The sequence below is a fragment of the Streptomyces sp. NPDC037126 genome, assembly GCF_055605965.1.
The window spans coordinates 1-26,982 of sequence record NZ_JBVJTD010000036.1 but is presented as its reverse complement, the minus strand read 5'-3'; the positions used below and the strand labels follow the sequence as shown (position 1 = coordinate 26,982).

The window sequence follows — 26,982 nt, the reverse complement described above, 5'->3', positions numbered from 1 at the left end:
GTCCTGACCTGGGAGTTTGACCATGTTCCCTGGCACGCAGGCCTCAAAGAGCGAGGCCGCTGCTCCGATGGCGGCCGGCGCCCGGCTGGAGGCGATGCGCCGCCGCGTCCGCCTCTCACGCGTGGCGGTCTGGACCGTCATCGCGGCCGGCCCCATCGCCCTGTGCGTCGCCGTCGCCTCCACCCCGACCACGGTCGCGTCAGCCCCCGCGGCCAAGCCCACCGCCGTGCGCCCCGCGACATCCGCCGCCGACCCGGGCGGCTATGCGCAGGTGTTCGTCGGCGCGTGGCTGCGCAGCAGCGCGACCGACGAAACGAGTGCGCAGGCGCGGCTTGCGCAGTCGATGGCGCCGGACGTCGAGCTGCCCGGCCCGGCCGATGCGCAATCGGCGCCTCAGTCGGTGACGGCGGTGCGCAGTGCGCAGCGGGCGGACGGTGCGTGGTCGGTGACGGTGGCTGCGCAATACGCAGGCGGATCGGTGCGGTACTACGCCGTGCCGGTGGCAGCCGACAGCACGGGCTCCTCGTTCACTGTGACCGGTGCGCCCGGCGTGGTAGCCGGCCCGACCCGGGCCGAGGTGCCGAAGTCGTCGTACGCCGTGACCGTCCCGGAAGGGAATCTGTCCTCCGCTATCGGGCAGTTCCTCGCCGCCTATCTGACGGGTGCCGGCGAGGTCGACCGCTACCTGGCGCCCGGCGTGCAGCTCACCGCCGTCTCCCCCGCCCCGTACACGGCGGTCGCCGTTCAGGAGGTGTCCGCCGTCGAGGAGGCCGCGGCCGCCGAGAAGGTGCCGACGGACGGCACGACGGTGCGGGTGCTCGCCTCGGTAGAAGCCCGGGGTGCGACCGGCCGGTGGCCGCTGGCGTACGAGCTCACGCTCAGGGCCCGCTCGGGCCGGTGGGAAGTCGCCGCGCTTCAGTCCGGCACGGCTCAGGACGGGGGTGCCCGATGAACACCATGCACAGCCTGATGCTCGCCGGGCAGCTGGACGACCTCGGCACTAGCTGGATCAACATGTTCAAGGAGTGGGCGACGAAGGGGCTTCAGGCCGGTCTGATCTGCCTGGTCGTCGTCATCATGATCCAGAAGTTCTCACTGAAGGCGGGGATCGGCGCCCTGCTCCTGATGGTGATCGCGCTCGGTCTGTACAACTCGCGCAACGACCTGGCGAACATGTTCACCGACGAGGTGAAGAACCCGTCCAAGGGTGCGCCCGCCGCTCCTGGGGTCGTCCGGTCCGAACTCCCGTCCTCTCGTGACCACTCGCAGGGCGTCGGAGGCTGGCTGTGAGCGCGACAGCCGCGGCACGGGTGGGCCGCTTCTACACCGCCGCCCGCCGCCATCCCTGGGTGCTGGGCAAGGTCGCCGACTGGAAGATCCCGCTCGGCCCCTACACGCCCGCGCAGATCGCGGTCGCCGTCGGCGGCGGCTTCCTCCTGGTCAAGACGATCAGCTGGTGGTCGTGGATGGGGCCGGTCCCCATCGTCGGGTGGGGCCTGGTCATCTGGATGGTGCGCCGCCCGAAGGTCCGGGGCCGTGCCCCGATGCAGGCCGCACTCGGGTGGGTGCTGCTGGGCTGGCAGCCTCGCGGTGGGCGGATCGGCGGGCGGGCCGCCCGCGACCGCGCTGTGCACCCGCTGCTCGGCGGCTTCACCATCGAGGACACGCCCGCGCCCGTCTCCGCTACGCAGGCCGCACCCTCCCGTGCGGTGCAGCGGCGTCCGGCCCGGGCGCCGCACCCGAGCCCGGCCAGAGACCGCTCGTCCGCACCCCGCCGCACCCAGCCGGCTGCTCCCTCGGCGCTGGGGCCGGTGTCGGGTGTGCAGCAGCTGCTCGCGCTCGCCCAGCAGGGCGGGGGTGCGCGGTGAGGGTTCCGATCCGTCACATCGCCGGGCATCTGGTGTGGTCGACGCAGGGCAGCGTATGGGCCGTCTACCGCCTGCACCCGGGCCCGGACGCTCAGGGTCGCCGTGAGGAGACCGTCCAGGGCACCTACGTGCCCGCCCCGGTCCGCGACGAGCAGCTGGCGAAGATCACCCACTTGGTGCGCTCGCTGTCCGGGGCCCCGCGGCTGTACGGTCTGTGCGCGCAGGTCGACCCGGGCGAGATCGCCCTGAGGATGATCGAGGGCATCGAGCCGGTCGAGCAGGCACCCGGTGCGGGCCGGCACCCGTGGGTGGAAAATGTCGAGGCCGCCCTCGACCTGCTGGACGACCAGGAGATGCACCGCCGCACCCTGTGGCTGGCCGTGCCGCTGCAGACCGAAACAGGTGGCCTTCAGGTGTCGGCGTCGCTCGGCGCGGCGTGGGCCGAGGTCGCGCCGATGCTGGGCATGCGGTCGGCGCCGGTGGCCCGGCGCGAGGTCAGCGCGTATCGCGAGCAGGCCTCACGGGTGGAGGCCACGCTCGCCGGCGGCATCGCCTTCCGCCCGGCCCGCCCGGCAGAGATCGTGTGGATGATCCAGCACGCCCTGCACCGCGGCCTTGCAGAGCCGCTGCTGGCGGAGGCCGAGACCAGCGAGATGTATGGCGGGCAGGTCCGTGAGGGGGCGCTGCGCTCCCCAAGCTACGCCGACCTCGGCCAGGTCCGCCTGCAGGAAGGCGGCATCGACCCCTACCTCGACGACATCGACGAGCTCAAGAGCGCAGGACAGATCACCCGGTCGGGCCGCAAGGCCTGGTGGCGAGTGAACACCGGCTCTCCGCTGGGACGGCGCTGGCTGCAGGTCGAGTCCGACAACGGGGTGGGCTACCAGGCGCAGTTGGCGCTGGCCGAGTGCCCGCCCGCGGTCAGCCAAGACGCCGCCGACCTGTTCGCCCAGCTCGAGATGCTCGACTTTCCCGTCGACTACACCGTCGACCTCACGCTCGTGCCCGCCGAGAAGGCACGCGACCAGGTGCGGCGCAAGAAGAACGAACTCATCGACCAGGCCGACCAGTACGACGCCCGCCCCACTGGCATGCCCGCCTCGCTCACCGAGGCCGCCCGCGACCTGGGCGAGCTCGACGCACGCCTCTCCCGCACCAGCGTGGAGGTCGAGGTGCAGTCCGTCACCGTGCTGACGGTGTGGGGGCCGACCGCCGCCATCTGCGACGCCAGGGTCCGCGCCCTGGCCGCACTGCTCGGCGGCGCCGACTACCGCGCCGTCCGCCCGGCCGGCCTGCAAGAAGCCCTGTTCACCCTCGGCCTGCCGGGCACCGTGCGGCCCGGTGTGGTGCGGGAGTTCACCCAGCACCAGGTATCCGAGGACTGGGCGCTGGGCGGGGCCTTCACCGCTGCGGAGGTCGGCGACCCCAACGGCATGTTCCTGGGCATCGACCTGGACTGCGGCACGACCCGCCCCGTCATGATCAACGTGGCGGACGCGCCCAAGGTCGACGCGTCCGCCTCCATGGGCATCGTCGGGGATCTCGGCGCGGGCAAGAGCGTCCTGCAGAAGCTGATTGCGGAGGCGGTGTGGGCGCGCGGCGGCTGCGCGATCTGCATCGACCGCACCCCTGTACGCGAGTGGGCGACCTTCGCCCGCACCGCCGCCAAGGGCCGCGCCCAGATCATCGACGCCGCCCAGGCCGAGGTGTCTATCGACCCGCTGCGCATGTTCGACGGCCCGGAGGGACGGCACTATGCCCTGTCCTACCTCACCCTGCAGCTCGGCGTCGGCCCGATGAGCACCAACGGCGAAGTCCTCCACCACGCCGTCGAACAGGCCGCCCTCAGCGACGCCCCGTCCATGTACCGCGTGCTGGAGGTCCTCGAGGAGATGGCCGCGCGCGAGGCGGGCAAGCGGCAGGACGCGGCAGCGACCCTCGCCGGCCTCATCCGGGTCGTCGCCACCAACTCTCTGGCGGCGATGGTCTTCGACCCGACGCTGCCGCCGGTGCGGCTGGACGCCTCCAGCGCCTCCGACATGATCGTGATCACCACCACCGGTCTGAAGCTGCCGCCGAAGGCCGCGTTCGCCAACCCCGAGATCCTGCACCAGCAGCCGCTGGAGGCGCTGATCGGCCGGGCGGTGCTCTACCTGATCGCTGCGATCGCCCGGCAGACGGCTTTCGAGGACCCCGAGCGGTTCACGGCGGTGGTGCTGGACGAGCTGTACTGGCTCACCTCGTCCGCCGAGGGCACGGCCCTGGTCCACGAGATCCTCCACGACGGGCGCAAGCACGGCGCCGGCCTGTTGGCGGGTTCGCACGATGCCGAGGAACTTGGCCCCGACCGGGGCCTGATGGCCTACCGGGCGCTTGCCCGCACTGCCGACCGTGAACGCGCCCGTCGTGGTCTGGAGTTCGTCGGGCTCGACCCGAATGACGGTGAGCTGCTGCGGCTGGTGACCACCGGCCTGTCCCCCGTCGGCCAGAAGGGCCGAGAGGGCGAGTTCCTGCTGACCTGCCCGCGACAGAACACCGGCCGCATCAAGGTCTCCATCCCCCGCATCCCGCGCATCACCACATCCATCACCACCACGCCAGGACGCCGCACGAGCCCTGTCTCCCCCTCCGTGCCGGATCCGCTCGCCGGTGAGGCCGTACAGACCAGTCCGAAGGAGACCGTCTGATGACCACTTTGTCGTGGGACCGTTCGAAGCGCGTCGCTGCCGCCGTGAGTGTCCTCACCGTGGTCACGGTCGCCGGCGCCGCGGTCGTGCTCGCCCTCGGGGTGGGCGTTCCGCAGGGGTGGTGGCCACACACCGGACGGGCCTTTGCCGCCGACGCCGCGCACCGGGATCCCTGCGCCCTGATCGTGGGCCCGGCCAAGGCGTACTGCGAGCGCGGCGCCGCGGCCAAGGCCTTCGCCGGCCATCAGAATGTGACCGGCGGGGCGTGGCGGCTGGTGCCTGCCGGTGCAGGTGTGGGTGCTCTCGTGGTGTGGCGGCTGCGCGGTATCGCTGGGCAAAGGCGGCGCTGACGTGTTCCGTCCAGACCGCGCGACCCTGCGTTCGGCCAGCTTCATCGTGCTGCTCACCGGCGTGTTTCTCCTGGTGAACACGCAGGTCGTCTACGCGGCCGGCAGCAACGGCGAGACCGGGGACCTGCTCGCTCCGTTGAACATCTACTCGTCCGAGGGTGTGCCGATCGACGGGTACGACCTGAGCGCCGAGGGCGGCTCCATCGTCGCCTTCAAGAGCCAGGCTCTGTCCTTCGCCCTGTCCGGGCTGTTCACGCTGATCCGGCTGCTGGTCGGGCTGGCCGGGTGGGCGATCGAGGTGGCCTTCCGGTTCCCGTTACTCAAGCTCCTCGCGAAGCCCGCGCAGAGGGTCGCCGACACCTACGACAGCGTGGTCGTCGACACACTCGGTCTGAAGGGGCTCTTGCTGGCCTGGGCATTTGTGTTCGCTGGATTCATGATCGTGCGTGGCCGGGTCGGCCGCGGTCTGGGCGAAATCTTCCTCACCCTGCTCATCGGAGCGATCGCCGCCTCGGCTCTCATCCGTCCCGACACCCTGCTTGGCCCGGGCGGGCCGCTCGGGCAATCCCAGCAGGTGGCCGCCGAGGTCGCCCAGAAGAGCGTGAACTCCTACAACTGGGGCGGCAAACTCGCCAGCAAGGACCCATGCGACGGCATGGCCGGCAACGCCGAGATCAAGTGCGAGGAGCGGGAAGGCGAAGGACCGGTCTCCTCAACAGAGGTGGCCCGGCCCATCCAGGATTCGATCACCAACGCCTTGATTGTGAAGCCGTACATGCTCCTTCAGTACGGTCGCATCCTAGACCCGGCCAAGGAATCCGACCGCCAGGCCTATGCCATCCATCTGAAGTGGGTCACCGGCGGGTACATGCCCAGCTCAACGCCGTCGAACAAGGCGAAGGATGCCTGCCGCCTGATCCACGGGCCGGCCAAGAAGTACTGCGAACGCGACGTTGACGGTAAGCCGCCCAGCAGCGACGACCTCCCCTCACTCACACCCGGAGGCGAACTCCTCGACGCCTCCAATCCGATCGTCACCGACGAGGACCAGGCATTCGCCGCGTTCCTCTCGGACATGAAGAGGGCTGGCCCGGTCGGCAAGTCGTGCGCGGCCTACGCCGAGAAGCCCACGTGGTGGCGAGTCGGCGGCGCCTTCCTGCTACTGATCGCCGCGCTGTTCATCTGCGGCATGCTGCTGTCCAGCGCGATCGTGCTGCTCGGCACCCAGGGCGTGTGCGCGGCCGCGGCGACCGTCGGCGGCGTCACCTTCGTCGCGGGCATGCTGCCCGGGCCCGCACGCCAGAGCGTGTGGAAGTGGCTGTCCCTGTGGGGCATCGCAGTCCTGGCCGTGGTCGGAATATGCGCGTTCATCCCGTTCTTCGGGATTGCCGTCGACGCCACCATCACCAACGGCCCCAACCTGATGGTCGAGCGGATCCTACTCATCGACGTCCTCGCCATCGCCGGCGCCGCCGGACACCGCAGACTGCTGACTGGCATCGCCTCCTTCGGCCGGCGCATGGCGATGCGGATGCGCTACGCCAAGGTCGGCGGCACCCACATGCCCGGCGACACCTCCGAGCTCGGCGCCGCGCTCGCCATGAACTCCACTGCTGCGATGGGCGGATACGGCGCAGGACTGCGCGCTTTCACCGGCTGGAGTGGCGGCAGGTTCGGGATGCTGGGCACCCGGCAGCGGCTGATGGGCGCGCTCACTTCGCTGTTCGACGGTGCGGGCATGCCGGTGGACACCGGCGGACTACTAGCGGACGCTACTGCCGAGGCCGGGCGTGGTCTGGCCCCGCTCACCGCGGCCGCGGCCGTGGGCGGGTTGGGGGCGCGGCTCGGCACGAAGGGCGCTTGGTGGTTGCTGGTCGGCCGACGCCCGGACAAGGAGCAACTGGCCAAGTGGCGCAAGCCCACGGCCGATGGAGGCCCGCAGGCCGGTGGTCCTTCGGATGGAGGGCCGGGCGGCCAGGGCGGCAGCGGTCCGCGCAGGCCTGGCGGCCCGCCCGACCGGTACCGCGACGATCAGGGTCAGATCATCGACCGCAACACCGGCCAGGTGCTTCACGACCAGAACAGCGACCGCACCCTGCTCTCCACCCGCGCCCATAACCGGCTCGTTCGCTTCCGCGGCTACCGGCTCCTGCACCGGGGCGGCCGGGTTGCGTACGGGGCGACAGTGGGGTTGCCGACCACCGTGCGCCGGGCCCGGACGGGTGGCTCGCGCTACTCCCAGGACGCCCGCCAGCAGGTGCGGGTGTGGGGCAACACCGTGCGCGAGGACGGCCGCGCCTGGGGCGACACAGGGCGCCATGTGGCCCGGGTCCTGCGGGCACACGACGACAGTGGCGGACCCGGTCCGTTCACCAGCCGCCGCCTGCCGACCACAGCCACCGCGGCTTCTGCCCCCCGTTCGGCCACGCCACCGCGGCCTGTGTCCGGACGTCCTTCGGCCGGCTCGGCCTCCGCTTCTGTGCAGCCCACTCAGTCGGCGGGCGGTCCCCAGGAACCTGCGTCCCCAGCACGGCGCCCGCGCCGGGACGGCTCTGCGCCACTGCCTCGGCCCGGTCTCGACGGGCCCGTGCTTCCTGGCGGCGCAGGCGCGCGTAGCCAGGCTCGCGAGGAGGCGCGGGCCCGGATGCAGGAGCTGATGCGGCGGACCTCCCCCGCTGCTGAGCGCCGACGCGAGGAGCAGGCGAACGAGGACGGTGGCCAGGAGTGAAACCACCTGGACGCCGCGTGAGGCGGTTCGGCTGCGTCGTGGCGCTGCTGATGTTCGCCGCCGTGTGCTGTGCCGCGCCGGTGGGAAACGCGATCAGCGCGTATGTCGCGCTCAAGACGAATACCCAGGACGACGGAGGAATCGCCGAGGGCGGCAGCGCCGCTGACATCCCCCTGCGGATGCTGGCCGCCTACAAGAAGGCCGTACAGCAGGTCGGACAGTACGTGCCCAAGTGCCAGGGCATGCGCTGGCCGATCCTCGCCGGGATCGCCAAGGTCGAGTCCAACCACGCCATCGGCCACAACATCGCAGACAACGGCGACATCCGACCCAAGATCTACGGAGTGCTCCTCGACGGCTCCGGAGCGGGCGGCAACACGACCGCGCTTCCGGACAGCGACGGCGGAAAGTGGGACGGCACCGCCACTGGTGAGCGAGCCGTGGGCCCCTTCCAGTTCCTGCCCTCGACGTGGGAAAGCGTCGGCAGGGACGGCAACGGGGACAAGGTCGCCGACCCGCACAACGCCGACGACGCCGCCTTGGGGGCAGCCGTCTACCTGTGCGGCCAGGGCCGTGATCTGACGAAGTCTTCGCAGCTTCGGGCCGCGATCCTGCAGTACAACCACTCCAGCGAATACGTCGCCGACGTGCTGGGCTGGATCGACCAGTACACGGCGGCCGCCAAGGATTCGAATTTGAAGAACCTGCCCGGAAACGCCCGCACCGTGATCGAGGCAGCGCTCTCACAGCGAGGCGTGCCCTACTCGTGGGGCGGCGGCAACGCCCAGGGCCCGTCGTACGGGATCTGCTGTTCGCCCAGCGGAAAGAGCGGCGCCGGCATCAAGGGCTTCGACTGCTCGGGCCTGACCACTTACGTCTATGCCAAGGCCGGCATCAGCCTGCCGCGTACTGCGGCCGCGCAAGCCGGCGTCGGCCGTCGGATCCCTGCCGGCCTCGGTACAAGCGCCCTCAAGCCGGGTGACCTCGTCTTCTACGCCTACGCCCCCGGACGCGATTCCACGATCTACCACGTCGGGATCTACGCAGGCAGCGGCCAAATGATCAACGCTGCCCGCCCAGGCACGGTCGTCCGCCTGGACTCGGTCAACGCCATGTCCGGCTACGCGGGGGGAGCGCGGCTGCTGTGACCACCAACCCCCGCTCACCGCGTCTGCTGGTGCTGAGCACCATCACGCTCACCGTAGTCGGCGTCGCCCTCCTCGGCATGCCGCACGGCCAGGAGCCACCGGCCCCGACGGCATCCCCGACTGCTCGCACAATCACGGATCCGTTACCTGGGGCCTCTCCGCCGACCACTGATCAGCCGACCGTCCGTACGCCTTTCTCGACGGCCACGGCGTCGACACCGGCGGCCGATGAGTCCGCACTGCCGCCGCACGGCGAAGGCACGGCCGGCGACGCGGCTATCCAAAAAGCGTTGGAGGCCACCTGGCCCCCAGACCTTCCCTCCCGCGACGCAAGCGCACTGCTATCAGCAGGACGCGACCTCCTGCGCGCCGACGCCACCGGGATCGGCCGCGCGAGATGGCCTGCGGTCTTCCCCGCCTCCCGGCAGGGCCTCGCGCCGGCGTTCGCCACCGCCCGTTTCCGGATCCAGGCCGCGATCGCCCGCCGCGACGCCAGCCCGGACAAGGCGGTGGTGCACCTGGTGTGGGCTGGCACTGACCGCGGAGGCACCTTCACCGACGGCCGCATCACCAATTGGCACTTCACCCGCACCACCGCAAAGAAAGGGGCGTCCACGTGGACTCCGCAGCCCCGTTCCTGACCGGCCAGGCCTCCGCATCAACATCCGGCCCGCTGCTCGGCCTCGTCTGGGGCGTCGTTCACACTGTCGGCTGGTTGATCACCTACTGGTGGGCGGCGGCCTTGGCCGCCGTCGCGGTCTGGGCCGCGGGCGCGACGGCGGTTCGCCATCTGGCGCGGAAGGCCTCGGCCCAACGGATGGCGCTGGAGCTCCTACCATCGCGGCACTTCGACCCTGGTCTGGAGGAGATCTTCCGCCGGGGTGTGCAACTCGCCCGGGCGTCGACGAGCATGCCGTGGTGGGCGCCACGCCGGTCGAAGACGGTGCAGATCAGGCTGCGCGCCGACGGCTCCAGCCCGCTGCGCTACCGCATTGAAGGCCCGGCCGGCGGCGAACGCCTGCTGTCGATCACGCCGTTCGGTCCAGCCGTCACTGTGAACCGGGCTCGTCCCCTCGTCGACAGGCCCCGTGACCACGCGGTGCGGGCGGAGTTCATCCTGCGCGGCAAGCCGACCGCACCCCTGCGCGAGGTCCCGCTGAACCCGGACCCGTTGCAGCCGCTGATCGACGCCGTCTCGGACCTCCGTGCCGAGCTGGGGGACCTCGCCGAGATCCGGCTCGACATCCAGCGCGCGCCCAAGTGGGCACTCCGGGCGCGCCGTCTTCAGCTGATGAGCAACGCACGTCGCACGGAACGGCGCGAAGCCCAGCGGGCCGCCGGGTGGGTGCGGCAGGACGCTATCGGCATCGAGGACTCACTCACCTGGCAGCTGCAGCAACTGGTCGTCGGCAAGCAGGGCGGAGGCGGGCGCCGGCTGGTCATGCCGCCCGTCCCACGCAGGGTGGACCCGCAGGAGGCACTGGGCAAGCTCGCCGAGGATGATCACCTGGTGCGCGTGCAGCTGCTGGTGATGTGCGCGTCGAACACCGAGGGCCGCTCCGAGGCCCGGCTCGCCCAACTCCAGGCCGCCCTGGATGTGTTCGGCGGCGGCTCGCGCTGGGCAATGCGAGGCTGGAGGGTAGGTCCCTGGCGGTTCGGAGCAGACCGTTGGCCCAGCCGGCGCGGCTTCGAACGCCGCTGGACTCTGGGGCAATGCCAGCCACCCCGTTCGAACTGGGTCCGGCTGGAAGAGCTGACCGGCCTACTCAAGCCGCCCACGACGCACTGCCGTCTACCTCTGCTCGCCGGCGACCTGCCGACGTTCGAACATGGAGATCCCGAGCTGTTGCTGCAGGGGATCTACCGCGGCCCGGACGACCGCCGCCGTCTGGTCGCCACCTACGCCAAGGAGACGCTGTTCGAGGTCGGGGTGGGCAAGGCGGGCGGCGGCAAGACTGAGCGCGCCCTCGCCCAGGCGATCGGCTGGGCACATGCCGGCGGCGGGCTGATGTTCGTCGACCCGCACCGCGACTCGTGGCCGCGTGCACTGCCCTTCCTCGCCCACGACCACCTGATGCCGCGGATCGCGCTGATCGACCTCAACGCCAGCGGGCCTGGTCCGCACATCAGTTGTTGGAACCCAATCGGCATGCACCAGGGCCAGGTCGCGCACGAGGTTGTCGAGGCGACCGCAGACGCCTATGCATCCGTGCTCGGCTGGGATGACGCCACCGCTCCCCGCGCGCTCACCATCTTCACCGCCTCTCTGGCGGTGCTGGTGGCCGTCAACGGGGCCGCCTGCCAGGCCGGGCGGCCGGAAGACCAGGCCACGGTCTTTCACGTGCGTTCCCTGCTGACCGACCCGGTCTTCCGCACGATGGCGCTCACCGCGGTCGAGACACGCCTGGACGAGGAGACCCGCTCGTGGTGGCGGACGGTGTTCCCGACGCTGCCCCCCGACGCGTTCGCCGTCGTCCTCAACCCGATCGCTCGCCTAGCCGCCAACCCCGTCACCCGGGCGTTCCTCGGTCAGCCGGCCGGTGTCTACAACATCCGGGCCGCGATGGACTCGCGGATGATCGTGTGGGTGTGTCCGGGCGGGAACGGGCCCACCGACCGGCTGATCACCGCGCTGCTAGCCCGGGACCTGCTGCGGGCCGTGCGCTCCAGGAGGGACACGGCGGAAGAGCGGCGGGTGCCGTTCCGGCCCTACTTCGATGAGCTGATCACCCTCACAGGCGCGGCCCCGGAGACGATCGCCGCGATGTTCGAGGACTTCCGCAAGTACAGGGTCCACGTCCACGGCATGACCCAGCTGCTGGCCCGCCTGCCCATCCCGGTGCGTCTGTCGCTGGTGCAGAACGCCTCCACCCTGGCGTCTACCGCGGGGTCGCAGTCCGCCATCGCCCCGATCACCGCGGAGTGGGGCGATCGTCCTAGTCCGGACGTCGTCGCCGCGCTGGACCGGTTCGATCACTACATGTCGTTGACCGTCGGGGGGCGTCGTGTCGGTCCGGTCCGGATCACCGGCCCGCATCTGGACGAGGTGTTCGCCGACTACTTCCGTCCGGGCCAGGCCGGGGCACTGGAGCGTGCCGCCCGGGCCACGGCAGGCGCCGCCCCGCTGGGCCGGCTCACCGACCGGGCCGAAAGCCAGCTCACCCGCGTGAGCGACTTCCTCGCCCAGCAGGCCTCCGCCATCGAGCCCGCCGTCCGTCTTCAGAAGAAGGGATACAAGTGACCACCGCCTTTGAGGCCATGCCGTCCGGCCGTACGCCCAGCCCCGTCGAGCCGCTACCGCATCAGCTCCTGGCCGTGCTCGGCCAGCACCGGATGGCGACCACGAACCAACTTCATGCACTGCTGCGGCCCGACGCAGCGCGGCAGACCGTCTCCGCACCGCTGAACAAGCTGCGCCGCGACGGCCTGGTGGACTACACCGTGCTGCCGCAGTCGAACCGGTCCCGCGCCTGGTACCTGACGAGCGAAGGAGCCCGGCTGACCCGTGACTTCCCCGCCCTGCGCGGACGCCCCGCGTACCCGATCAACTCGGCCACGGCAGCCTCGCTGAAGACTCCACACACCCTGACCGTGGTCCGCACTCATCTCGCGTTCGTCACCGATGCGCGCCGGCGCGGCGACGAGCACGGCCACCTGGACTGGACCCCGGAGGTCTCCCACCCGCTCAGCGACGGCGAGCGGATCATCACAGACGCGGTGATGCACTACACCCATATCGAGGGCGATGAGCGCACCAAGCTGCGGGCCTTCGTCGAGGTCGACCGGGCGACGATGGGCAGTGAGCGGCTCGCCTCCAAGCTGATCGACTACGCACGGCTGTGGTCGTACGAACCCCAGCCCTTCGGCCGGCCACGCTCGCGTCAGCCCGCCGCTCCCGGCCCGGTGTGGCTGCGCTGGTATCCCGTCTTTCCTCGAGTGTTGTTTGTACTGACCGGGGCCTCCCGGTACGTCCTGGGCAATCGGATCAGCGACCTGCAGGCCATGGTGGCGGAGCATCCCCTCGTGGGCACGCTGGCACGGCAGGTGCCGATGGGGGCGGCCGTCCTGGAGGACCTCGAAGAGCGGGGCCCTACCGGTGCTGCCTGGGTGCCTCTTGCCGGCGGTGGTTCGCGGCCGTGGACCGAGCTGTGACGCCCGGGTGGCTGTGACCGAATGTCGCAGCCTTGCAACTGCACCCCAAACCACTTGAAATTTGCTCACGCGAACATCTATTTTACATCTGCACAACATGGGCGGATCTCAGACATGCCTTGCTGTGTACGGATGTTAGGGGACTCCGCATGTCACACACCGCTGGTCTTGTTCGCACTGCGGAATCGATCGTCGAAGCCGGATGGCCCGCTCGGACGCGGGTTGTCTCGTACTTCGGGGACGCGTGCGTGGTCCATGGGAGCAGCGATTTCGACCTTGCCGACCTGAGCGCGGTACGCCTCCGCTTCCCGGGTCGGCACATCACCCTCGACGGCGACGCCATCACGGTCTGGCCGCCAATCCGGCAGCAGTGAGACGCGCCTGCCCCTCTTCTCCCCCAGCCCCCTCACGCCGCCTGGCCGGGTCCCGCCGCCGCCATGACCGGCCCCAGATCCTTCACCGAAAGGAAGCAAAGCTGTGACCAGTCGGGAGACCACAGCACCAAAGGCCTCATCGCGATGGCGATCGCTGACCGCCTGGACCTACCTCGGCCCCTCCCTCCACGGCGACAGCAGCGCGCCGTCGCCGTCCAGAGGGTGCTGGCCCAGGATCTGCGCGCCATGGTGTCGCTTTCGACACGCACGGGGTCGGCGGGCGGCATCCACTGGCCTCCGACGCAACCGAGGCCAACCGCCGGCAGAACTGGCGAGTCGAGATCTCGTTCTCCCACACAGCGGGCAGGCAAGGTTCGTTCGACGATCGGCACCTCCTTGACGGTACGCGGGTGCGACGAGCGAAGACACAGAACTACAAATCGACATCCAGTTCCGAAAGTGACCGTATACGTCCCGAGTTGTACAGGAGAACTCGACTATATAGCTGGGAAGTTGACAGGCATATGCGTAATCTTGCAGTCACGCAAACGCATAACCGCAGCTTGACCGGGCCGCGGACAGCGCCCACACCAGCGCAGAGCCTCGGATGTGGGCGTCACGCAGCGCGTTCGTTCGGGGAGGCAACTTGAACCGCCGTGCACACAGGACCACTCATTCCGCTATTCGCTTGCGAAATCTCGCAGCAGCGTACGTATCGCTGAGCGTGCTCGTCCTGACCGCTTGTAGTTCCTCCCACGGCGACCACAAGCCCTCGACACCCCCCTCGGCTCCTGCGCCGCCGTCGGCGTCAAGCTCCTCAACAGATCCGGAAGCAGCAGAGAAGGCGGCGGTCCTCAAGGCCTATGGCGCCTTCTGGGCCGAGCAGGTCAAGGCGTACGCCCAGACGGACATCAAGGGCACTGACCTCAAGAAGTACGCCACTAAAGATGCGCTCGGCAGGACCATTGGCGACCTGCTCGTGATGAAGCAGGCTGGCACGGCCACAACCGGTACCCCGACCCATCGAGCTGAAGTCACGTCACTGACACTCACGGGTCCGGTCCCCAAGGCGACCCTGCAGGATTGCCTGGACATCTCGAAATGGAAGACGATCAAGAAGAGCACGGGCAAGGTGCAACCGTTTCCGTCGAACCAGCCGCTGCGTTACATCACCACGGCCACGGCGGAGAAGTGGGGGAAGCAGTGGATGTTCACGGCGCTGAGTCCCGACGGGAAACACACATGCTGACAAGGTCGTTAGTAATGCTGTCCCTGGGTGCTGTCCTCCTGGGCGGGGCGGTGGCACCGGCGGCGGCCGATGACGGTCCGGTCATCGGAGGTGGCTGCAAGGGGGCCAGCAGCTGGGTGACGGTGTGTGTGCAGCAGCCGGGGACTCCTGGCGGTGCGGGAAAGAATGGAGGTGCCGGCAAGCAGACGGGCAGCAAGGCGAAGGTCAGCCCACAGCTCTGTGCGGTGGAGCGCCTCGACCCTCAGCCGCCCCCTAGCGACCCGGTATGGAAAGGGCACAAACCCGGCGACGGCGCAATCTATACCCGTGTCTGTGTGGGTGACGCCGCTGCGGGTGCCGCAGGCAGCGCGAACCTGGGAATGCCCTTCACACCGCAGGTCTTCTGGGCGGCGCAGGCCCCGAAAGTGAACGTCAATCCTGAGCAGTTGGCCCGGCAGGCAGTCGACCGGATGCTCCTGACCGGACCCCAAATCACCAGCCCGCGGGCCGCAGGACGGTACATCGTCGGTATGTCGATGTGGCTGTGGGTCCGCCCGTCGCCCACCACGTACGGTCCGAACACCGCCTCAGCGTCGCTGGCTGGGGTCACGGTGACGGCGACCGCGAAAGTGACGCAGATCGACTGGCAGACAGGCGACGGATCGGACGTGATCTGCAACGGTCCTGGCACTCCTTACGCCGACTCCTACGGCAAGCAGGACTCACCGACCTGCGGACACACCTACAGCCGCACGTCCGCCGATCAGAGGAGCGGAAAGTACACGGTGTCGGCCACCGCGACTTGGACTGTCAACTGGCAGGTCAACGGCGGCGGTGAGACCGGGCAGTTCAACGAGACTCGCCAATCTCAAGTGCAGATGGCAGTCGGCGAGGTGCAGGTCGTCAGGTAGCAGGACTGCCGGAAGGACAGAACGTTGAGTAAGACCCAAGCACGTAATGCCAGCAGTGCGGCCGAGATTCCCCAGCAGGGGCGCATAGCTGGCCCGGTGGTTCCCCCACGGGTGTCGGCCCGTCGGCGACGCCCGGGCGTCATCGCCCTGTCGTTGGCGTTAATCGCCGCGGGAGGGGCTGGCGTTGCCGTCCTGCTGGTCCAGGTCGGCCACCGCACCGACGTGATCACTGTCGTCCGCGACGTCCAAGTCGGCCAGGTTCTTACCGAGAGCGACCTCGGCAAGGCATCGGTCGCCCTGGACCCGGCCGTTAAGGCTGTGCGCAGCACCGACCTCAACTCGGTGGTCGGCAAGCGCGCCGCTGTGGAGCTCAAGCCGGGATCCTTGCTAGCTCCTTCGCAGGTCACCAAGGATTCCTTGGTGAAGGCTGGCGAGCAACTGGTGCCAATCGGGCTCAAGCCCGAGCAGGTACCGGCCACCACGCTAGTGCCGGGCCAGAAGGTGGAACTGGTCCACGTGCCCGCCCAAGGCGCCGTCGACAACGCCGGCAAATCGTCCGGTGCCGCACCCGAGACTATCGACGGGCGAGTGGTGAAGGCATCCGATGCAGCCCCCGGCACGGGCATCGTGGTCGTCGACGTGGCCACCTCCGCCACGGACGGCCCCACGGCCGCCGCTTGGGAGGCAGCCGGCACCTTACGCCTGGTCCTCGCTGCTCCGGACGGTGGCTGATGGCTGTTATCGCGCTCGCGGGCTGCAGTGGCTCACCCGGCGTGACCACGAGTGCCCTGGCTCTGCTGCTGTCGTGGCCGCTGGAGGCGGGCCGGCGGATGATCCTGGCCGAGTGCGACCCGGACGGCGGAGCCGTGCTGCACGGTCTGCTGCAGGGCACGCTCGGCGACCGGTACGGGCTGCGCAACCTCTCTGTCGCTGCCCGAAAGGGGGAGTTCAGTGAGGCCTTCTGGCGGCAGCTGATCGACCTGAGTAGTGAGGATGGCAGGCAGGACTCGCCGCGCGATCGGCTGCTGCTGCCTGGCATCACCGACCCTTCGCAGTCGGCGAGCCTCGGCCAGGTGTGGAAGATCCTCGCGCAGATGTTCTGCGGCATCGAAGCTGAGAGCGGCCACGACGTCCTCATCGACCTCGGTCGGCGAGGGGCCTATGGCCCTTCCGGAGTCCTGGCCGAGCAGGCCGACGCCGCCTTCGTAGTCGTCCGCAATACCCTGCGCTGCTTGCAAGCTGCTGAGAGCCGGGTCCGCGCTCTCAACGATCGTGTGGGTGACGTCAGCGTGTTGATGGTCAACGAGGGACCGTATCCTGCGGGCGAGGTGCAGCGGGTGCTGCAGGTACCGGTGATCGCCACGCTGCCGTACGCGCCGAAGGATGCCCGCGTGCTGTCCGACGGCGCCGAACAGCCACGCACCTTCCCCAAGTCACCTCTGATGAAGGCTGCCCGCACGTGCAGCACGCTGCTTCTCCAACGGGTCGCCGTGCGCCGGGCCCGCCTCGATCCACGCGGCCTGCGCACAGCAGGCGGGGAGGTGACCCATGCAGGCTAGGCCCCTGCACCCCGACCCTACGGTGGCTCCGCTGCCTCGGGAGTGGCAACCGACCACCGGCGCACCAGCGGCTGCCAGTGCTGCCTCGAGTACGCAGGTGCTCGGCGCGGTGGTTCCTCAGGTCACCGTCGACTACCGGGTGGCCCGGGAGATTGCGTCCCAGGTCGCCAGGCAGCGTGAGGAACTGCTCAAGACCAAGCCCGATATGGACCGGGCCAGTGAAGAGCAGCGCTGCTTGAACTGGATCGCTGAGGCGGTCGCTCTGTGGTCGGACGCGCAGGCGATGACGCCGCAGGAGGACGAGGCGCTGCGGCGCGCGGTGTACGACTTGCTCTTCAGGGCCGGTCGGCTTCAGCCGTACCTGGACGATGAGCGTGTCGAGGACATCATCATCCAGGGCCCGCAGGAGGTGTGGCTGGACTACGGCGACGGGGAACGCCGCCGGGTGGGGCCAATAGCTGACTCGGAGGAGGAGCTGCTGGAGCTGCTGCGGGAGTTGGCTCGGGGCTCCGGGCACAGTGAGCGCACCATCTCCACTGCGAACCCCACCCTCGCCCTGTCCCTGCAGGATGGCTCCCGTCTCCAGGCCATCACAGGACTTGGGCCGATGACGTATGCGGTCATCCGCCGTCACCGGGTCTCCCATGCGAATCTCGACGACTTGGTGCGACTGGGGACCATCGACCCGATCCTGCGCGAGTTCTTCGGCGCCGCCGTGCGCGCAGAGAAGAACATCATGATCGCGGGGAAGCAGAAGGCCGGGAAGACGACACTGCTGCGGGCGATGCTCAAGGAGTTCGACCCGGAGTGTCGGTTCGCGACCATTCAGACCGAGGACGAGCTGTTCGCTCACGCCAACGGCTACCACAGGCAGGTCGTCTCCCTCGTCGGGCGGGAGTCCAATGGGGAGAAGGACGTCACCGGGCGCGGCGCTGGCGAAATCACCCTGCTGGACCTGATGCATCCAGCGCTGCGGATGTCGCTGGAGCGGATCGTGGTCGGTGAAGTCCGCGGTCCCGAAGTCGTTGCCATGATGCAGGCGTTGACCAACGGGTCCGGCGGCAACCTGTGCACGATCCACGCCCGGCGCCCGGACATCATCTTCGACCGGATCGCCGAGCTGTATGCGCTCGCGCAGGAGAACCTGTCCGAGCAGCTCGCCTACCGGCAGATCGCCAACGGTCTGGACTTCGTCGTGTACGTCGACATGACGGACGAGACGCAGATCGGCGGCCGCCGGCACCGCTACGTCTCCCACGTGCTGGAGCTGACCGGGATCGGCGAGAACGGCCGGCCCGCCACCAATGAGGTCTTCTCTCCCGGCCGTGAGTGGGGGGAGCTGCGGGCGGTTCCGAGGATGGATCCGGGTTGCATCGATGACTTGCGCCGCGTCGGCTTCCACTCAGGGCTGCTGCAGGAGTCGTACGGCGCCTGGACGGCGCCGCTGCCGCTGAAGGTGGGGGTGAGCCGATGACGCTGCTGTTCGCCTTGCTCAGCGGCATGGCCGTGGTCGGCGGGGCAATTGGTGTCGTGGCGGGCTTCGTGGGCACCACGGCGCCGCGTCGCGCACCGCTGCTCAAGCGCTGGCAGGCGGCCTTGCGCGGTGGGAAGAACCAGGGCGAGGACGCCCGGCTGCGGCGGCGGACCCTCATGGTCGCGTCCGTCGTGGTCTTCGGAGCGGTGTGGCTGGTCTCGGGGAACTTCGTCGGGGGTGCGCTGCTCGGCGCGGCCGTCATCGGCGTGCCCTGGCTGATCAGCCCGGCTCAGATGGCGCAGGCGCGCATCGGTCAGCTGGAGGCGCTCAGCGAGTGGACGCAGCGGCTGGCCGGCCTGCTGAGACTGGGCATGGGCCTGGAACAGGCGATGATCACCAGCCGTCAGGGGGCACCGGAGGAACTCGCCCCGCAGATCATCAACCTGTCCGACCGTCTGCGCCTGGGGTGGCGGCCGGACGGAGCGCTCCGCGCGTTCGCCGAGGAACTGGACGATGTCACCGCGGACAAGGTGGTCGCCGCGCTCATCCTCTCGGTCAACGACCGCGGCCCGGGCCTGGCTCAGGCACTGGAAGACCTTTCGGGCACCGTCCGCGAGGAGGTCGCCAAGAAGCGCGCCATCGAGGCGGACCGGGCGAAGCCGCGCACCACCGTGCGGTGGATGACCATCATCACCGTGGGCGTCGTGGTGGCCGGGTTCTTCGTGCCGTCGTATACGAAGCCGTACTCCTCCCTCCTCGGACAGCTCGTGCTGGCCTTCCTGACCGCCGGGTTCATCGGCGTGCTCGCCCTGATGCGGCAGCTGGGTAATTTCCGCCGCATCCCGCGCTTCCTGATCACCGACCCGACCAGCACCGTCCGTCTGCCTGCTCCTGCCCCAGAGGCGGACCTGCCGATCACCCCGCGAGAACCGGAAGGAGCCGCGTCGTGAACCTGGTCCCCGTTGTTCTGACCGGCGGCACGGTCGGCGCCGGCGTCGCCTTGCTGATCCGCGAACTCCTGCCGCCCCAGCCCGCGTTGGGGCCAGCCCTCAGGCGCAGCGCCCCGGCGCCCTTGACGATGCCCGAGCCGGAGCTGGACCGCGAGGAGATATGGGGCCGATGGCTGCTGGCCCGCCTCGAGCGGCTTCCGGGCATCCGGGTGCCCACCACAAACCTGGCCCTGCTCGGACAGGGGCCAGGCCAGTTCATGCTCAAGAAGACCGCGCTCGCCGCGCTGGGTCTGCTCTGCCCGGTGATCGCGACGATTCCGTGGATCATCGCGGGCGTAGGCCTGCCGTTCTACGTGCCCGCCGGCGTCGGACTCCTCGTCGCGGCCCTGCTGTTCATCACCCCGGATCTCGCCGTGCGGGACCAGGCCAAGCGCGCGCGGGAGGAGTTCGCGCACGCTCTGTCCGCCTACCTGGACCTGGTCGCGCTCAAGCGGGCCGCCGATGCCGGGCCCGCTGAGGCGCTGGAGAAGGCCGCCGAGGTCGGCGAGGGCTGGCCCTTCCTGTATCTGCAGGGCGCGCTGCGACGGGCCCGGCTGGAGAAGATCCCGCCGTATCAAGCGCTCTCGGAACTCGCCCACGAGTACGACCTGCCCGTCCTGGACGGTGTCGCCGACATCATGCGCGGTTCAGCTACCGACGGCGCCGCCGTCTACAAGGCGCTGCGGGCCCGCACCGCGGCGCTCAATGCCGAACTGCTGGCCGATCAGGCATCCGAGGCGAACACGGCCAGCGAGAAGATGACCGCGCCGGGAGCCCTCCTGGCCGTCCTGGTGATGCTGCTGATGGCCTTCCCGGCAGTGATCCGCATGCTGACCGTCTAAAGACCACCACGACTCGTTCAACGCTCCAGAGAGGTAAGGAACATGAAGCACACCCCAGCCCGCACCCGCCGTGCTGTGCTCCGGGCGACCAAGCACCCGCACACCGGCCCGGACACCGCATCGGGTGGACCGGGGCGTGGCCGCCGGAGCGCGCGTGCCTGGGCGCGTGCGAATGGAGCGGTCCTCCGGCTGACCAAGCGCGTGCAGGAAAGCCTTGAGGAGGCTGCCCGTCGCCCGGACCGTGGCGACATCTCCACCACCACCGTCATCATCTGGGTGGCCGCCGTCACCGGGGCCGTACTGATCGCCGGGACCATCGCCGTCGTGATCGCCAAGTACAACGGCAAGCTCAGCGGACTGTGATGAAGCCTCCCGAGCGGCTGACGGCCTGGTGGCAGGGGCGAAGATGGCGCGACGACCGCGGGGACACCTCCATCCAGATGGCGATCATCTTCCCGTTCGTGCTGCTCGCCACGGTCGCCGTCATCCAGGCCTCCATGTGGTACTACGCCCGGCAGATAGCTCTGACCGCTGCCCGCGAGGGCGTCAGCGCCGCCCGCGCCTACCAGTCGAGCCCGGCCGACGGTGCGGCCCAGGCGCGCAACGTGCTGGGGCGCACCGCGGGTGACAGCCTGAGCGGCTACAGCGTCTCCGCCAGCAGCGACGGGCAGCGCGTGCGCGTCCAGGTGTCCGGCACGGCCCTGTCGATGATCCCGGGTGTGCCGGGTCTGCAGGTCACGCAGTCGGCGTCCGGACCCGTGGAACGCTGGACCGTCCCGGGGGAGTGAATCACGTGCGATCCATGGCCCGTTGGGCACGCGACCTACGCAGCGATGAGGGCAGCGCTGCGATCGAGGCGGCGATCGTCCTTCCAGCATTGATCATGTTTCTGTGTCTGGCGATCGCCGGCGGCCGGATCGTCACCTCCGGCGCGAAGATCGACTCCGCGGCGGAGGACGCGGCGAGAGAAGCATCCATCCACCGCACAGCGGCCGCCGCGCAGAGTGCCGCGCAGTCGGCGGCTGCCGAGTCACTCAGCGACCAGGGCATCAAGTGCGCGTCGACATCCGTCAGCATCAACACCGGTGGTCTCAGCGTGCCGGTGGGGCAGGTCGGTACGGTCACCGTGACCGTGACCTGCACGGTCAATCTGTCCGACCTTCTGCTTCCGGGCCTGCCAGGATCCAAGACGCTCACTTCGAGGGCGACCTCGGTGGTGGACCAGTACAGGCAGCGTGGTGACTGATGATCTTCCGACAGATCTGCCTGCGCCGAGCGCGGCGGCTGGACGATGCGGGAGGCGTCACCGTGTTCGTCGCCGTGTGCGTGATCGCGCTGATCGGGATCATCGGCGTCGCCGTCGACGGCGGCAGCAAGATGCGTGCCACGGAACGCGCGGACTACATCGCCGGCGAGGCTGCGCGGGCAGGTGGGCAAGCCATCGATCCCACCGATGCGATCAACGGGAAGGCGATCGTGGTGGATCCGCAGGCCGCGTCCGCCGCGGCCCAGGCCTACTTGCGCTCGGCCGGTGCCACCGGCACGGTCAGCGTGTCCGGCGACGGCAAGACGCTCACCGTCACGGTCACTGGCTCCTACGACACGAAGTTCTTGTCGGTGGTGGGGATCGGCTCTCTGTCCGTAACCGGCCATGGCAAAGCGACCCTCCTGCATGGCGTCACGGCTCCCGAAGGAAACTGATGCGCACCACCCCCTCCCCCGCCGCAACAACCGGCCGCACCCTGGTGCGGGTTCTCAAGGCCGGCTTGAGTCTGCTGGTCCTGGCAGTTGCGGTCGCCGGGCTGCCGCTGCTGCTGGCGTGGGCCACCCCGGTCATCTGGGCTGCCACCCACGACGACGTAGTGCACCTGCTGGACCGGCAGGACACCGGCGGCGTCTTCCTGCTGCTGCTCGTCACGGTGGGCTGGATCGGGTGGGCGCAGTTCACGTTCTGCGCCGTGCGCGAACTCATCGCGCAGGCGCGGGGCCGGACATGGCATGCCCCGCGCGGCATGGGCGCCTCGCAGCGCGCCGCGGCTCTGCTGATCGGCAGCATCATCGTGTTGCTTCCGACGGGTTCGGCTCTGGCCTCTGACGCCCAGGCCGCCCCCGCCACCACCGCGGCTCGTGTGCCCGGGCAGACCCAGGCCCCGCAGGCCGCCGCGACCGAGCAGGGCAGGACGCCCGCAGCGAACACAGCAGCGACCGGCACGACGTACACGGTCCGTGAGACGCGGCCCGCGGAGAGCCTGTGGGGGATCGCCGAGCGGGAGTTGGGGGACGGCGAGCGGTGGCGGGAGATCGCCAACCTGAACGAGGGCCACACCATGGTCGACGGAACCGTCTTCCGCGCGAACAGCTTTCTGCAGCCCGGCTGGCAGCTGCAGATGCCCGAGACCGCGGCGGCTGCGGGAGGCGTCCGTACGCAACTGGGTGACAGCACACCCGCTGCCGAGGAAAAGGGCGGGCATGTCGTCACGGTCCACTCGGGCGACTACCTGTCGAAAATTGCAGAGCAGGAACTCGGCCACGGCGACGACTGGCCGCAGTTGTTCGAGGCTAGCCGGGACAAGCCACAACCGCACGGCCTGCCCGAGATCACCGACCCCGACGTCATCTACGCGGGGCAACAGATCACGATTCCCGAAGCCCGGTCCGACCAACCGGCCCAAGGCCGCGACGAAGGCAGGGAGTCGGGCGGCCAGGAGGCCACGCCCCCGGCCACCCAGAATCCCGACGGCAAGCAGAAGCCGGGCGACGGCACGGGCGATGAACGAACGCCGGCCCCCAGCCAGACCACAGGGCCGGCACCAGAGTCGTCGGCGCCCAGTCGCCCTGCCGAGCAGCCCGAGCAGGATCAGTCCTCTGCGTCCGCAACAGCGTCCGCGAAGCCCGAGCCCAGCCACAGCGCCTCGCGCTCTGCCACCTCTCCGTCGGAGCCGGAAGCGTCCGACTCCACCGCCCCCTCCCCCGCCACTCCCAGTCCCGTGACCCCGGCGACGGCCCCGGTCAGCAGCAGCCCGCTGAACCTGCGCATCGTGCTCGGCGCCGGCGCACTGCTGGCGGCCGCCATCACCGGCGCCCTGGCCCTGCGCAGGACACTGCAGCGCCGCCGCCGCAAGCCAGGCGAGAAGATCGCCATCGCATCAGAAACCTCGGGTGCCGAGGCTCAGTTGGCGGCGGTCGCCGAGCCCAGCGGCGCTGCCCGCCTGGACGTGGCGCTGCGGACACTGGCCCACCATGCGGCCCAGCAAGAGGACGACGCGATCCTGCCGCCGCTGCGGGCCGCCCGGATCGGGACCCGTGCGCTGGGGGTACTGCCCGAGGACCTCGCCCAGGACCCGATGGCGCCCTTCACTTCCGGGCAGGGCGGCTGGTGGATTCTGCCCGCCGACGCCGCCCTCCTGGACGACGAGACCGCCCGCGATGTACCGGCCCCATACCCGGGGCTGGTCACGATCGGCAGCACCGAGACGGGCGACCTGCTCCTGCTCAACCTCGCGCAGCTACCCGCGCTGCTGCTGGACGGCAACCCGGTCCACATCACCGAGGTGTGCACCTCACTCGCCCTCGAACTCGGCATGAGCCCCTGGGCGTCCAACGTCGAAATCGTCACCATCGGGTTCGGCGAGGACCTGCCACAGCTGCTGCCCACCGCACGGATCGCCCACATGCGGCAAGCCACGCACGCGCTGCGCGATCTGAGCGAACGCCTGCTGGAAGCACACCAGATCCCCGAAACCCAGCACCAGCCCTATCTGCTGCTGTGCGCGTCCTCCTTGGATGAGGACACGGCGTGGCAGTTCGCCGACGTCATCGACAAGGCGGGGGCGGTGCCCGTCACGCTGATCGCCCCGGCGAGTACGGCGGTCGGGCAATTCCCCGAGGCAGAGATCATCAACGCCTCCCTCAGCGAACCGCAGCACCTCGACTACGCCGGCACCGACATCACCGTGCAGCGCCTGGAGCACGCCGCCTACCTGCAGATCACCACCGCATTGAAAGTATCCGGGCAACCCTCCCACCCCGCAGAGGGGCCCTGGCAGGACGTTCCGGACGAGCTAGAAGGCATGCAGCAACCCGCGCAGGCAACGCCGGAGGAGTCCATCGCGCCCGCCGCCGCCTCGATCCCGTCGCCGCCCGCAGCAACGGAGGTGAGCGGGGAGGTCTTCCCGGCCCTGCTCGCCGCCAGCACCGATCCTTCCGGACTCCGTCTCCTCTCCCCCAGCCCATCGTCGGCCGGACTCGACGACGAAGCCGGCCCGGGCACCGAAGCAGCCGTGTCTTTGGCCCCTGCGCCCCAGGCCGAGGCAGACTCCACCGACACGGCAGAGGCCAACGAGCCGGCGACGGCCGCCGAGGCGCCCACAGTGTCGGAGACGGAAGAGAGCGAGGCGCACGACCTGCACGCTCCGGAGATCCGGGTCCTGGGGCCGGTTGAGGTGACGGGCGTGGACAACACCGGCCACGGCCCGAGGATGGCGCAGCTCGCCGCCCTGCTGTACTTCAGGCCTGGGCGGAGCGCGGACGTGCTGTGTGCCGACATGGATCCCGTCAGTCCGTGGTCGACGAGCACCCTCAACGCGCGGATGCAGGGCCTGCGCAGCTCACTGGGCGGTGACTCGTCCGGCAACCTCTACGTTCCGCGCCGCAAGGCGGGCGAGGACCCGTACCGGCTCGCTCCCGGCGTGCGCTGTGACTGGACCCGTTTCCTCCAGCTCGTCGAACGCTCGCTGCCGCTGGGCCCGTCCGGCCTGACCGACTTGGAGAAGGCGCTGAGCTTGGTGCGGGGCAAGCCGTTCGGGGGTCGGCCGCTGCCGTGGGCCGAGCCTTACCAGCAGGAAATGATCACTCGGATCATCGACGTCGCACACACCGTGGCCACCTACCGCATCCCCGCAGGCCCCCACCACGACCTCAGCGTCGCCCGCCAGGCCGTCGCGACCGGTCTCGACGTCGACCCCACGGCAGAGCTCCTCTATCGGGACTGGATGCGCCTTGAGGCTGCGCGCGGGAACCGCTCCGGGCTGCACACCGCCATCACACGCGTACAACAGGTCAACCGGGATTTGGAGTGCGCGCTGGAGATCGAGACCACGCACCTCGTCAACGAGCTCCTCAACGGCACGAACGCGGCGGTGCGCAAGGCTCTGTGATTGGGGCTGCACAGGGCCGCGCAGTCCGCGCTACTGGCCGGGGACGACGTCCCGAGCTGCGTAGACAAGCAGTTCGCTCAGGGCCGCCTCGTTGGACGCGGGCGGCCGGGCGCGCCACTCCCCCAGTGTTTCGCGAACGGTCTGCGCAACCGAGTGCGCGTGCTGGGCCAGGTCGTCGTCCAGAGCGGCCACTGCCCCGTCGTGGGCGCGTCCGGTGACGATGACCGGCCCGTGGATCGGGTACATAGCGATGCCTCGCCAGGTGCTCGCCAGGGCCCATGCGGTGATGTTCTGCTCGAGGCCCATCCGGTGCCCGTCGCCATGGATGTGCAGGAGGGCTCGCCGGTGGTACAGCCCTTGATCAACTGATCCGGTCGTTCCGATGTGATGCCTGACCGCGGAGTGCGCATCGGGCTCGGGCAGGTCGATTTCCGTGACGGTGGTGTCGGGGGCGATGCGCAGGGCACGCATGGGATTCCTCCTGTCTCGGCGACTAGGCTGGAGACCGCTGTGCGCACTGGCCGCGCAATAGGCATGCGGTCTGCTCAATGTTGGGTTGACCTGCGGTTTCTCGATTGCGCAGCCGTGACACTGGCTGGATCACTGGTGCGCAAGGACGAGCGGGGCGCGGCTCGTCACTGCTGTGGCTGCGCATGGTGGCGGGTCAGTGCCTGCCAGCGCCGCTCGAAGTCGACGGCCTGCTCGGCACTGTAGTCGGTGGTGAGGGGCTTGTTGTGCTGCGCGGTGAGCCCGTGGGATGCGCACTCCTGCGCAATCGCGTCGAGCGACGGGGTTTCGTTGCCCACCCGGTGTTCCGCCCAGACGTTGTAGACACGGAACGGCAAGAGGTAGCGGCGCAGGGTGGACGGGCTGACTGGCTTTCCTCCGCGGCCGGTCATGCCCTTCTTCGTTGCAAGGTAGGCGGAGAGCTGCTCGGCTCTGGGTTCCTCGCCGTGCTCGGTCTGGTACTCGATCCAGGCGAGGTAGTAGCGGTCGACGGTGGTCGGCGCGGGAGGCACCCCGGTCGCGCCGCCCTCGCCCGGCGGGGCATCAATGGCGGCGCTCACCCTGGGACCGCGCTGCTCCTTGGCAGGCTGTGCGCCCCTGCCGGCCAGTGCCCCTTCAGGTTGGTCCTCGCTCGACTCGCCAGAGGGCGCCTGCACGGCGGGCTCGGCGGCTTCCTCGCCGATGGGCGGCTCGGTCTCGTCGAACTCCCGCTGCCCGAAGGTCGAGACGAAGCCCTCCAGATCTGCGCCGGTGATGGGCTGGCCGTTGCCGCCGGTGATCTGGTCCCGCTCGTAGACGTACGTCGCGAGGGCGGCGGCATCGGGGTAGGCCCCGTGTTCCTGCGCGTATGCGAGCCAGGCGTTGTGTAAGTAGTCACCCCATCCGTCGTACGGGGCTTGGGGTTCGGTCCCGTTCTAAGAGGTCGTTCTCTTTCCGAACCTCGTGTGACGTTTTCGCTGGCCAGGCATGAACTAGCTACTGCTGCGGGAGCCTCGGCTCGTTGCCGGAC

General features: G+C 69.6%; 24 protein-coding genes. 22 read left to right on the top strand and 2 right to left on the bottom strand.

Translation table 11 applies throughout. The features are described from left to right. Positions 1–22: 22 nt before the first annotated feature. From ACZ7FF_RS40840 to ACZ7FF_RS40735, 22 genes are all read left to right on the top strand, one after another. Positions 23–952 carry a conjugal transfer protein gene (locus tag ACZ7FF_RS40840; protein WP_470819311.1) on the top strand — a complete coding sequence of 310 codons (930 nt, stop codon included), beginning with the start codon at positions 23–25 and terminating at the stop codon, positions 950–952. Further along, entirely contained in the window at positions 949–1,290 is a 342-nt protein-coding gene (locus ACZ7FF_RS40835) for a hypothetical protein (RefSeq protein WP_470819309.1), read from the top strand. The genes ACZ7FF_RS40840 and ACZ7FF_RS40835 overlap by 4 nt, the downstream gene beginning before the upstream one ends. Next, positions 1,287–1,868: a hypothetical protein gene (locus ACZ7FF_RS40830; protein WP_470819307.1), complete on the top strand. Its 582-nt coding sequence runs from the start codon at positions 1,287–1,289 to the stop codon at positions 1,866–1,868. The genes ACZ7FF_RS40835 and ACZ7FF_RS40830 overlap by 4 nt, the downstream gene beginning before the upstream one ends. After that, positions 1,865–4,555 (top strand): ATP-binding protein, encoded by a 2,691-nt coding sequence (locus ACZ7FF_RS40825; protein ID WP_470819305.1) that lies wholly within the window; start codon positions 1,865–1,867, stop codon positions 4,553–4,555. The genes ACZ7FF_RS40830 and ACZ7FF_RS40825 overlap by 4 nt, the downstream gene beginning before the upstream one ends. Beyond that, positions 4,555–4,905 carry a hypothetical protein gene (locus tag ACZ7FF_RS40820; RefSeq protein ID WP_470819303.1) on the top strand — a complete coding sequence of 117 codons (351 nt, stop codon included), beginning with the start codon at positions 4,555–4,557 and terminating at the stop codon, positions 4,903–4,905. The genes ACZ7FF_RS40825 and ACZ7FF_RS40820 overlap by 1 nt, the downstream gene beginning before the upstream one ends. Position 4,906: 1 nt before the next feature. After that, positions 4,907–7,633 carry a hypothetical protein gene (locus ACZ7FF_RS40815; protein ID WP_470819301.1) on the top strand — a complete coding sequence of 909 codons (2,727 nt, stop codon included), beginning with the start codon at positions 4,907–4,909 and terminating at the stop codon, positions 7,631–7,633. 38 nt (positions 7,634–7,671) lie between these two features. Further along, positions 7,672–8,781, top strand: coding sequence for a C40 family peptidase (locus ACZ7FF_RS40810; protein WP_470819299.1), 1,110 nt, complete (start codon positions 7,672–7,674; stop codon positions 8,779–8,781). Next, positions 8,778–9,422 (top strand): hypothetical protein, encoded by a 645-nt coding sequence (locus ACZ7FF_RS40805; protein WP_470819297.1) that lies wholly within the window; start codon positions 8,778–8,780, stop codon positions 9,420–9,422. The genes ACZ7FF_RS40810 and ACZ7FF_RS40805 overlap by 4 nt, the downstream gene beginning before the upstream one ends. Next, positions 9,398–12,022: an ATP/GTP-binding protein gene (locus tag ACZ7FF_RS40800; protein WP_470819295.1), complete on the top strand. Its 2,625-nt coding sequence runs from the start codon at positions 9,398–9,400 to the stop codon at positions 12,020–12,022. Before ACZ7FF_RS40805 ends, ACZ7FF_RS40800 begins: the two co-directional genes overlap by 25 nt. Positions 12,023–12,039: 17 nt before the next feature. After that, complete coding sequence (locus ACZ7FF_RS40795) at positions 12,040–12,933, top strand: replication-relaxation family protein (protein ID WP_470819371.1); 894 nt, start codon at positions 12,040–12,042, stop codon at positions 12,931–12,933. A 1,098-nt stretch (positions 12,934–14,031) separates the two neighbouring features. Next, positions 14,032–14,556 carry a hypothetical protein gene (locus tag ACZ7FF_RS40790; protein WP_470819293.1) on the top strand — a complete coding sequence of 175 codons (525 nt, stop codon included), beginning with the start codon at positions 14,032–14,034 and terminating at the stop codon, positions 14,554–14,556. 14 nt (positions 14,557–14,570) lie between these two features. Further along, positions 14,571–15,446 carry an ATP/GTP-binding protein gene (locus ACZ7FF_RS40785; protein WP_470819291.1) on the top strand — a complete coding sequence of 292 codons (876 nt, stop codon included), beginning with the start codon at positions 14,571–14,573 and terminating at the stop codon, positions 15,444–15,446. A 24-nt stretch (positions 15,447–15,470) separates the two neighbouring features. Next, a complete protein-coding gene (locus ACZ7FF_RS40780; RefSeq protein WP_470819289.1) occupies positions 15,471–16,178 on the top strand; it encodes an SAF domain-containing protein in 708 nt (235 codons plus the stop codon). Next, the gene (locus tag ACZ7FF_RS40775; RefSeq protein WP_470819288.1) at positions 16,178–17,005 is read left to right on the top strand and encodes a hypothetical protein; all 828 of its coding nucleotides are present in this window, start codon (positions 16,178–16,180) and stop codon (positions 17,003–17,005) included. Before ACZ7FF_RS40780 ends, ACZ7FF_RS40775 begins: the two co-directional genes overlap by 1 nt. Further along, positions 16,995–18,479 (top strand): CpaF family protein, encoded by a 1,485-nt coding sequence (locus ACZ7FF_RS40770; RefSeq protein WP_470819286.1) that lies wholly within the window; start codon positions 16,995–16,997, stop codon positions 18,477–18,479. The genes ACZ7FF_RS40775 and ACZ7FF_RS40770 overlap by 11 nt, the downstream gene beginning before the upstream one ends. Next, complete coding sequence (locus tag ACZ7FF_RS40765) at positions 18,476–19,429, top strand: type II secretion system F family protein (protein WP_470819284.1); 954 nt, start codon at positions 18,476–18,478, stop codon at positions 19,427–19,429. Before ACZ7FF_RS40770 ends, ACZ7FF_RS40765 begins: the two co-directional genes overlap by 4 nt. Beyond that, positions 19,426–20,310: a type II secretion system F family protein gene (locus tag ACZ7FF_RS40760; RefSeq protein WP_470819282.1), complete on the top strand. Its 885-nt coding sequence runs from the start codon at positions 19,426–19,428 to the stop codon at positions 20,308–20,310. The genes ACZ7FF_RS40765 and ACZ7FF_RS40760 overlap by 4 nt, the downstream gene beginning before the upstream one ends. A 201-nt stretch (positions 20,311–20,511) precedes the next feature. Next, complete coding sequence (locus ACZ7FF_RS40755; protein WP_470819373.1) at positions 20,512–20,673, top strand: hypothetical protein; 162 nt, start codon at positions 20,512–20,514, stop codon at positions 20,671–20,673. Further along, on the top strand, positions 20,673–21,098 hold the full coding sequence (locus tag ACZ7FF_RS40750; RefSeq protein WP_470819280.1) for a TadE/TadG family type IV pilus assembly protein: 426 nt from the start codon (positions 20,673–20,675) through the stop codon (positions 21,096–21,098). Before ACZ7FF_RS40755 ends, ACZ7FF_RS40750 begins: the two co-directional genes overlap by 1 nt. A 14-nt stretch (positions 21,099–21,112) precedes the next feature. Then, positions 21,113–21,556, top strand: coding sequence for a TadE/TadG family type IV pilus assembly protein (locus tag ACZ7FF_RS40745; protein ID WP_470819369.1), 444 nt, complete (start codon positions 21,113–21,115; stop codon positions 21,554–21,556). Then, on the top strand, positions 21,556–22,011 hold the full coding sequence (locus ACZ7FF_RS40740) for a TadE/TadG family type IV pilus assembly protein (protein ID WP_470819278.1): 456 nt from the start codon (positions 21,556–21,558) through the stop codon (positions 22,009–22,011). The genes ACZ7FF_RS40745 and ACZ7FF_RS40740 overlap by 1 nt, the downstream gene beginning before the upstream one ends. Then, positions 22,011–25,466: a LysM peptidoglycan-binding domain-containing protein gene (locus ACZ7FF_RS40735; RefSeq protein WP_470819276.1), complete on the top strand. Its 3,456-nt coding sequence runs from the start codon at positions 22,011–22,013 to the stop codon at positions 25,464–25,466. The genes ACZ7FF_RS40740 and ACZ7FF_RS40735 overlap by 1 nt, the downstream gene beginning before the upstream one ends. Positions 25,467–25,496: 30 nt before the next feature. Here ACZ7FF_RS40735 and ACZ7FF_RS40730 read toward each other — a convergent pair whose 3' ends face one another. Then, positions 25,497–25,937, bottom strand: a complete 441-nt coding sequence (locus ACZ7FF_RS40730; RefSeq protein WP_470819274.1) for a hypothetical protein — start codon at positions 25,935–25,937, stop codon at positions 25,497–25,499. Positions 25,938–26,101: 164 nt separating this feature from the next. After that, positions 26,102–26,533: a hypothetical protein gene (locus tag ACZ7FF_RS40725; protein ID WP_470819272.1), complete on the bottom strand. Its 432-nt coding sequence runs from the start codon at positions 26,531–26,533 to the stop codon at positions 26,102–26,104. Positions 26,534–26,982 lie beyond the last annotated feature (449 nt).

What these genes read in the sequence shown, in the direction of transcription:
- ACZ7FF_RS40770 (WP_470819286.1), top strand. Translation starts at nt 16,995, where the DNA reads ATGCAGGCTAGGCCCCTGCACCCCGACCCTACGGTGGCTCCGCTGCCT.
- ACZ7FF_RS40840 (WP_470819311.1), top strand. Translation starts at nt 23, where the DNA reads ATGTTCCCTGGCACGCAGGCCTCAAAGAGCGAGGCCGCTGCTCCGATG.
- ACZ7FF_RS40765 (WP_470819284.1), top strand. Translation starts at nt 18,476, where the DNA reads ATGACGCTGCTGTTCGCCTTGCTCAGCGGCATGGCCGTGGTCGGCGGG.
- ACZ7FF_RS40795 (WP_470819371.1), top strand. Translation starts at nt 12,040, where the DNA reads ATGCCGTCCGGCCGTACGCCCAGCCCCGTCGAGCCGCTACCGCATCAG.
- ACZ7FF_RS40835 (WP_470819309.1), top strand. Translation starts at nt 949, where the DNA reads ATGAACACCATGCACAGCCTGATGCTCGCCGGGCAGCTGGACGACCTC.
- ACZ7FF_RS40775 (WP_470819288.1), top strand. Translation starts at nt 16,178, where the DNA reads ATGGCTGTTATCGCGCTCGCGGGCTGCAGTGGCTCACCCGGCGTGACC.
- ACZ7FF_RS40735 (WP_470819276.1), top strand. Translation starts at nt 22,011, where the DNA reads ATGCGCACCACCCCCTCCCCCGCCGCAACAACCGGCCGCACCCTGGTG.
- ACZ7FF_RS40740 (WP_470819278.1), top strand. Translation starts at nt 21,556, where the DNA reads ATGATCTTCCGACAGATCTGCCTGCGCCGAGCGCGGCGGCTGGACGAT.
- ACZ7FF_RS40785 (WP_470819291.1), top strand. Translation starts at nt 14,571, where the DNA reads ATGCTGTCCCTGGGTGCTGTCCTCCTGGGCGGGGCGGTGGCACCGGCG.
- ACZ7FF_RS40745 (WP_470819369.1), top strand. Translation starts at nt 21,113, where the DNA reads ATGGCCCGTTGGGCACGCGACCTACGCAGCGATGAGGGCAGCGCTGCG.
- ACZ7FF_RS40820 (WP_470819303.1), top strand. Translation starts at nt 4,555, where the DNA reads ATGACCACTTTGTCGTGGGACCGTTCGAAGCGCGTCGCTGCCGCCGTG.
- ACZ7FF_RS40730 (WP_470819274.1), bottom strand. Translation starts at nt 25,937, where the DNA reads ATGCGTGCCCTGCGCATCGCCCCCGACACCACCGTCACGGAAATCGAC.
- ACZ7FF_RS40750 (WP_470819280.1), top strand. Translation starts at nt 20,673, where the DNA reads ATGAAGCCTCCCGAGCGGCTGACGGCCTGGTGGCAGGGGCGAAGATGG.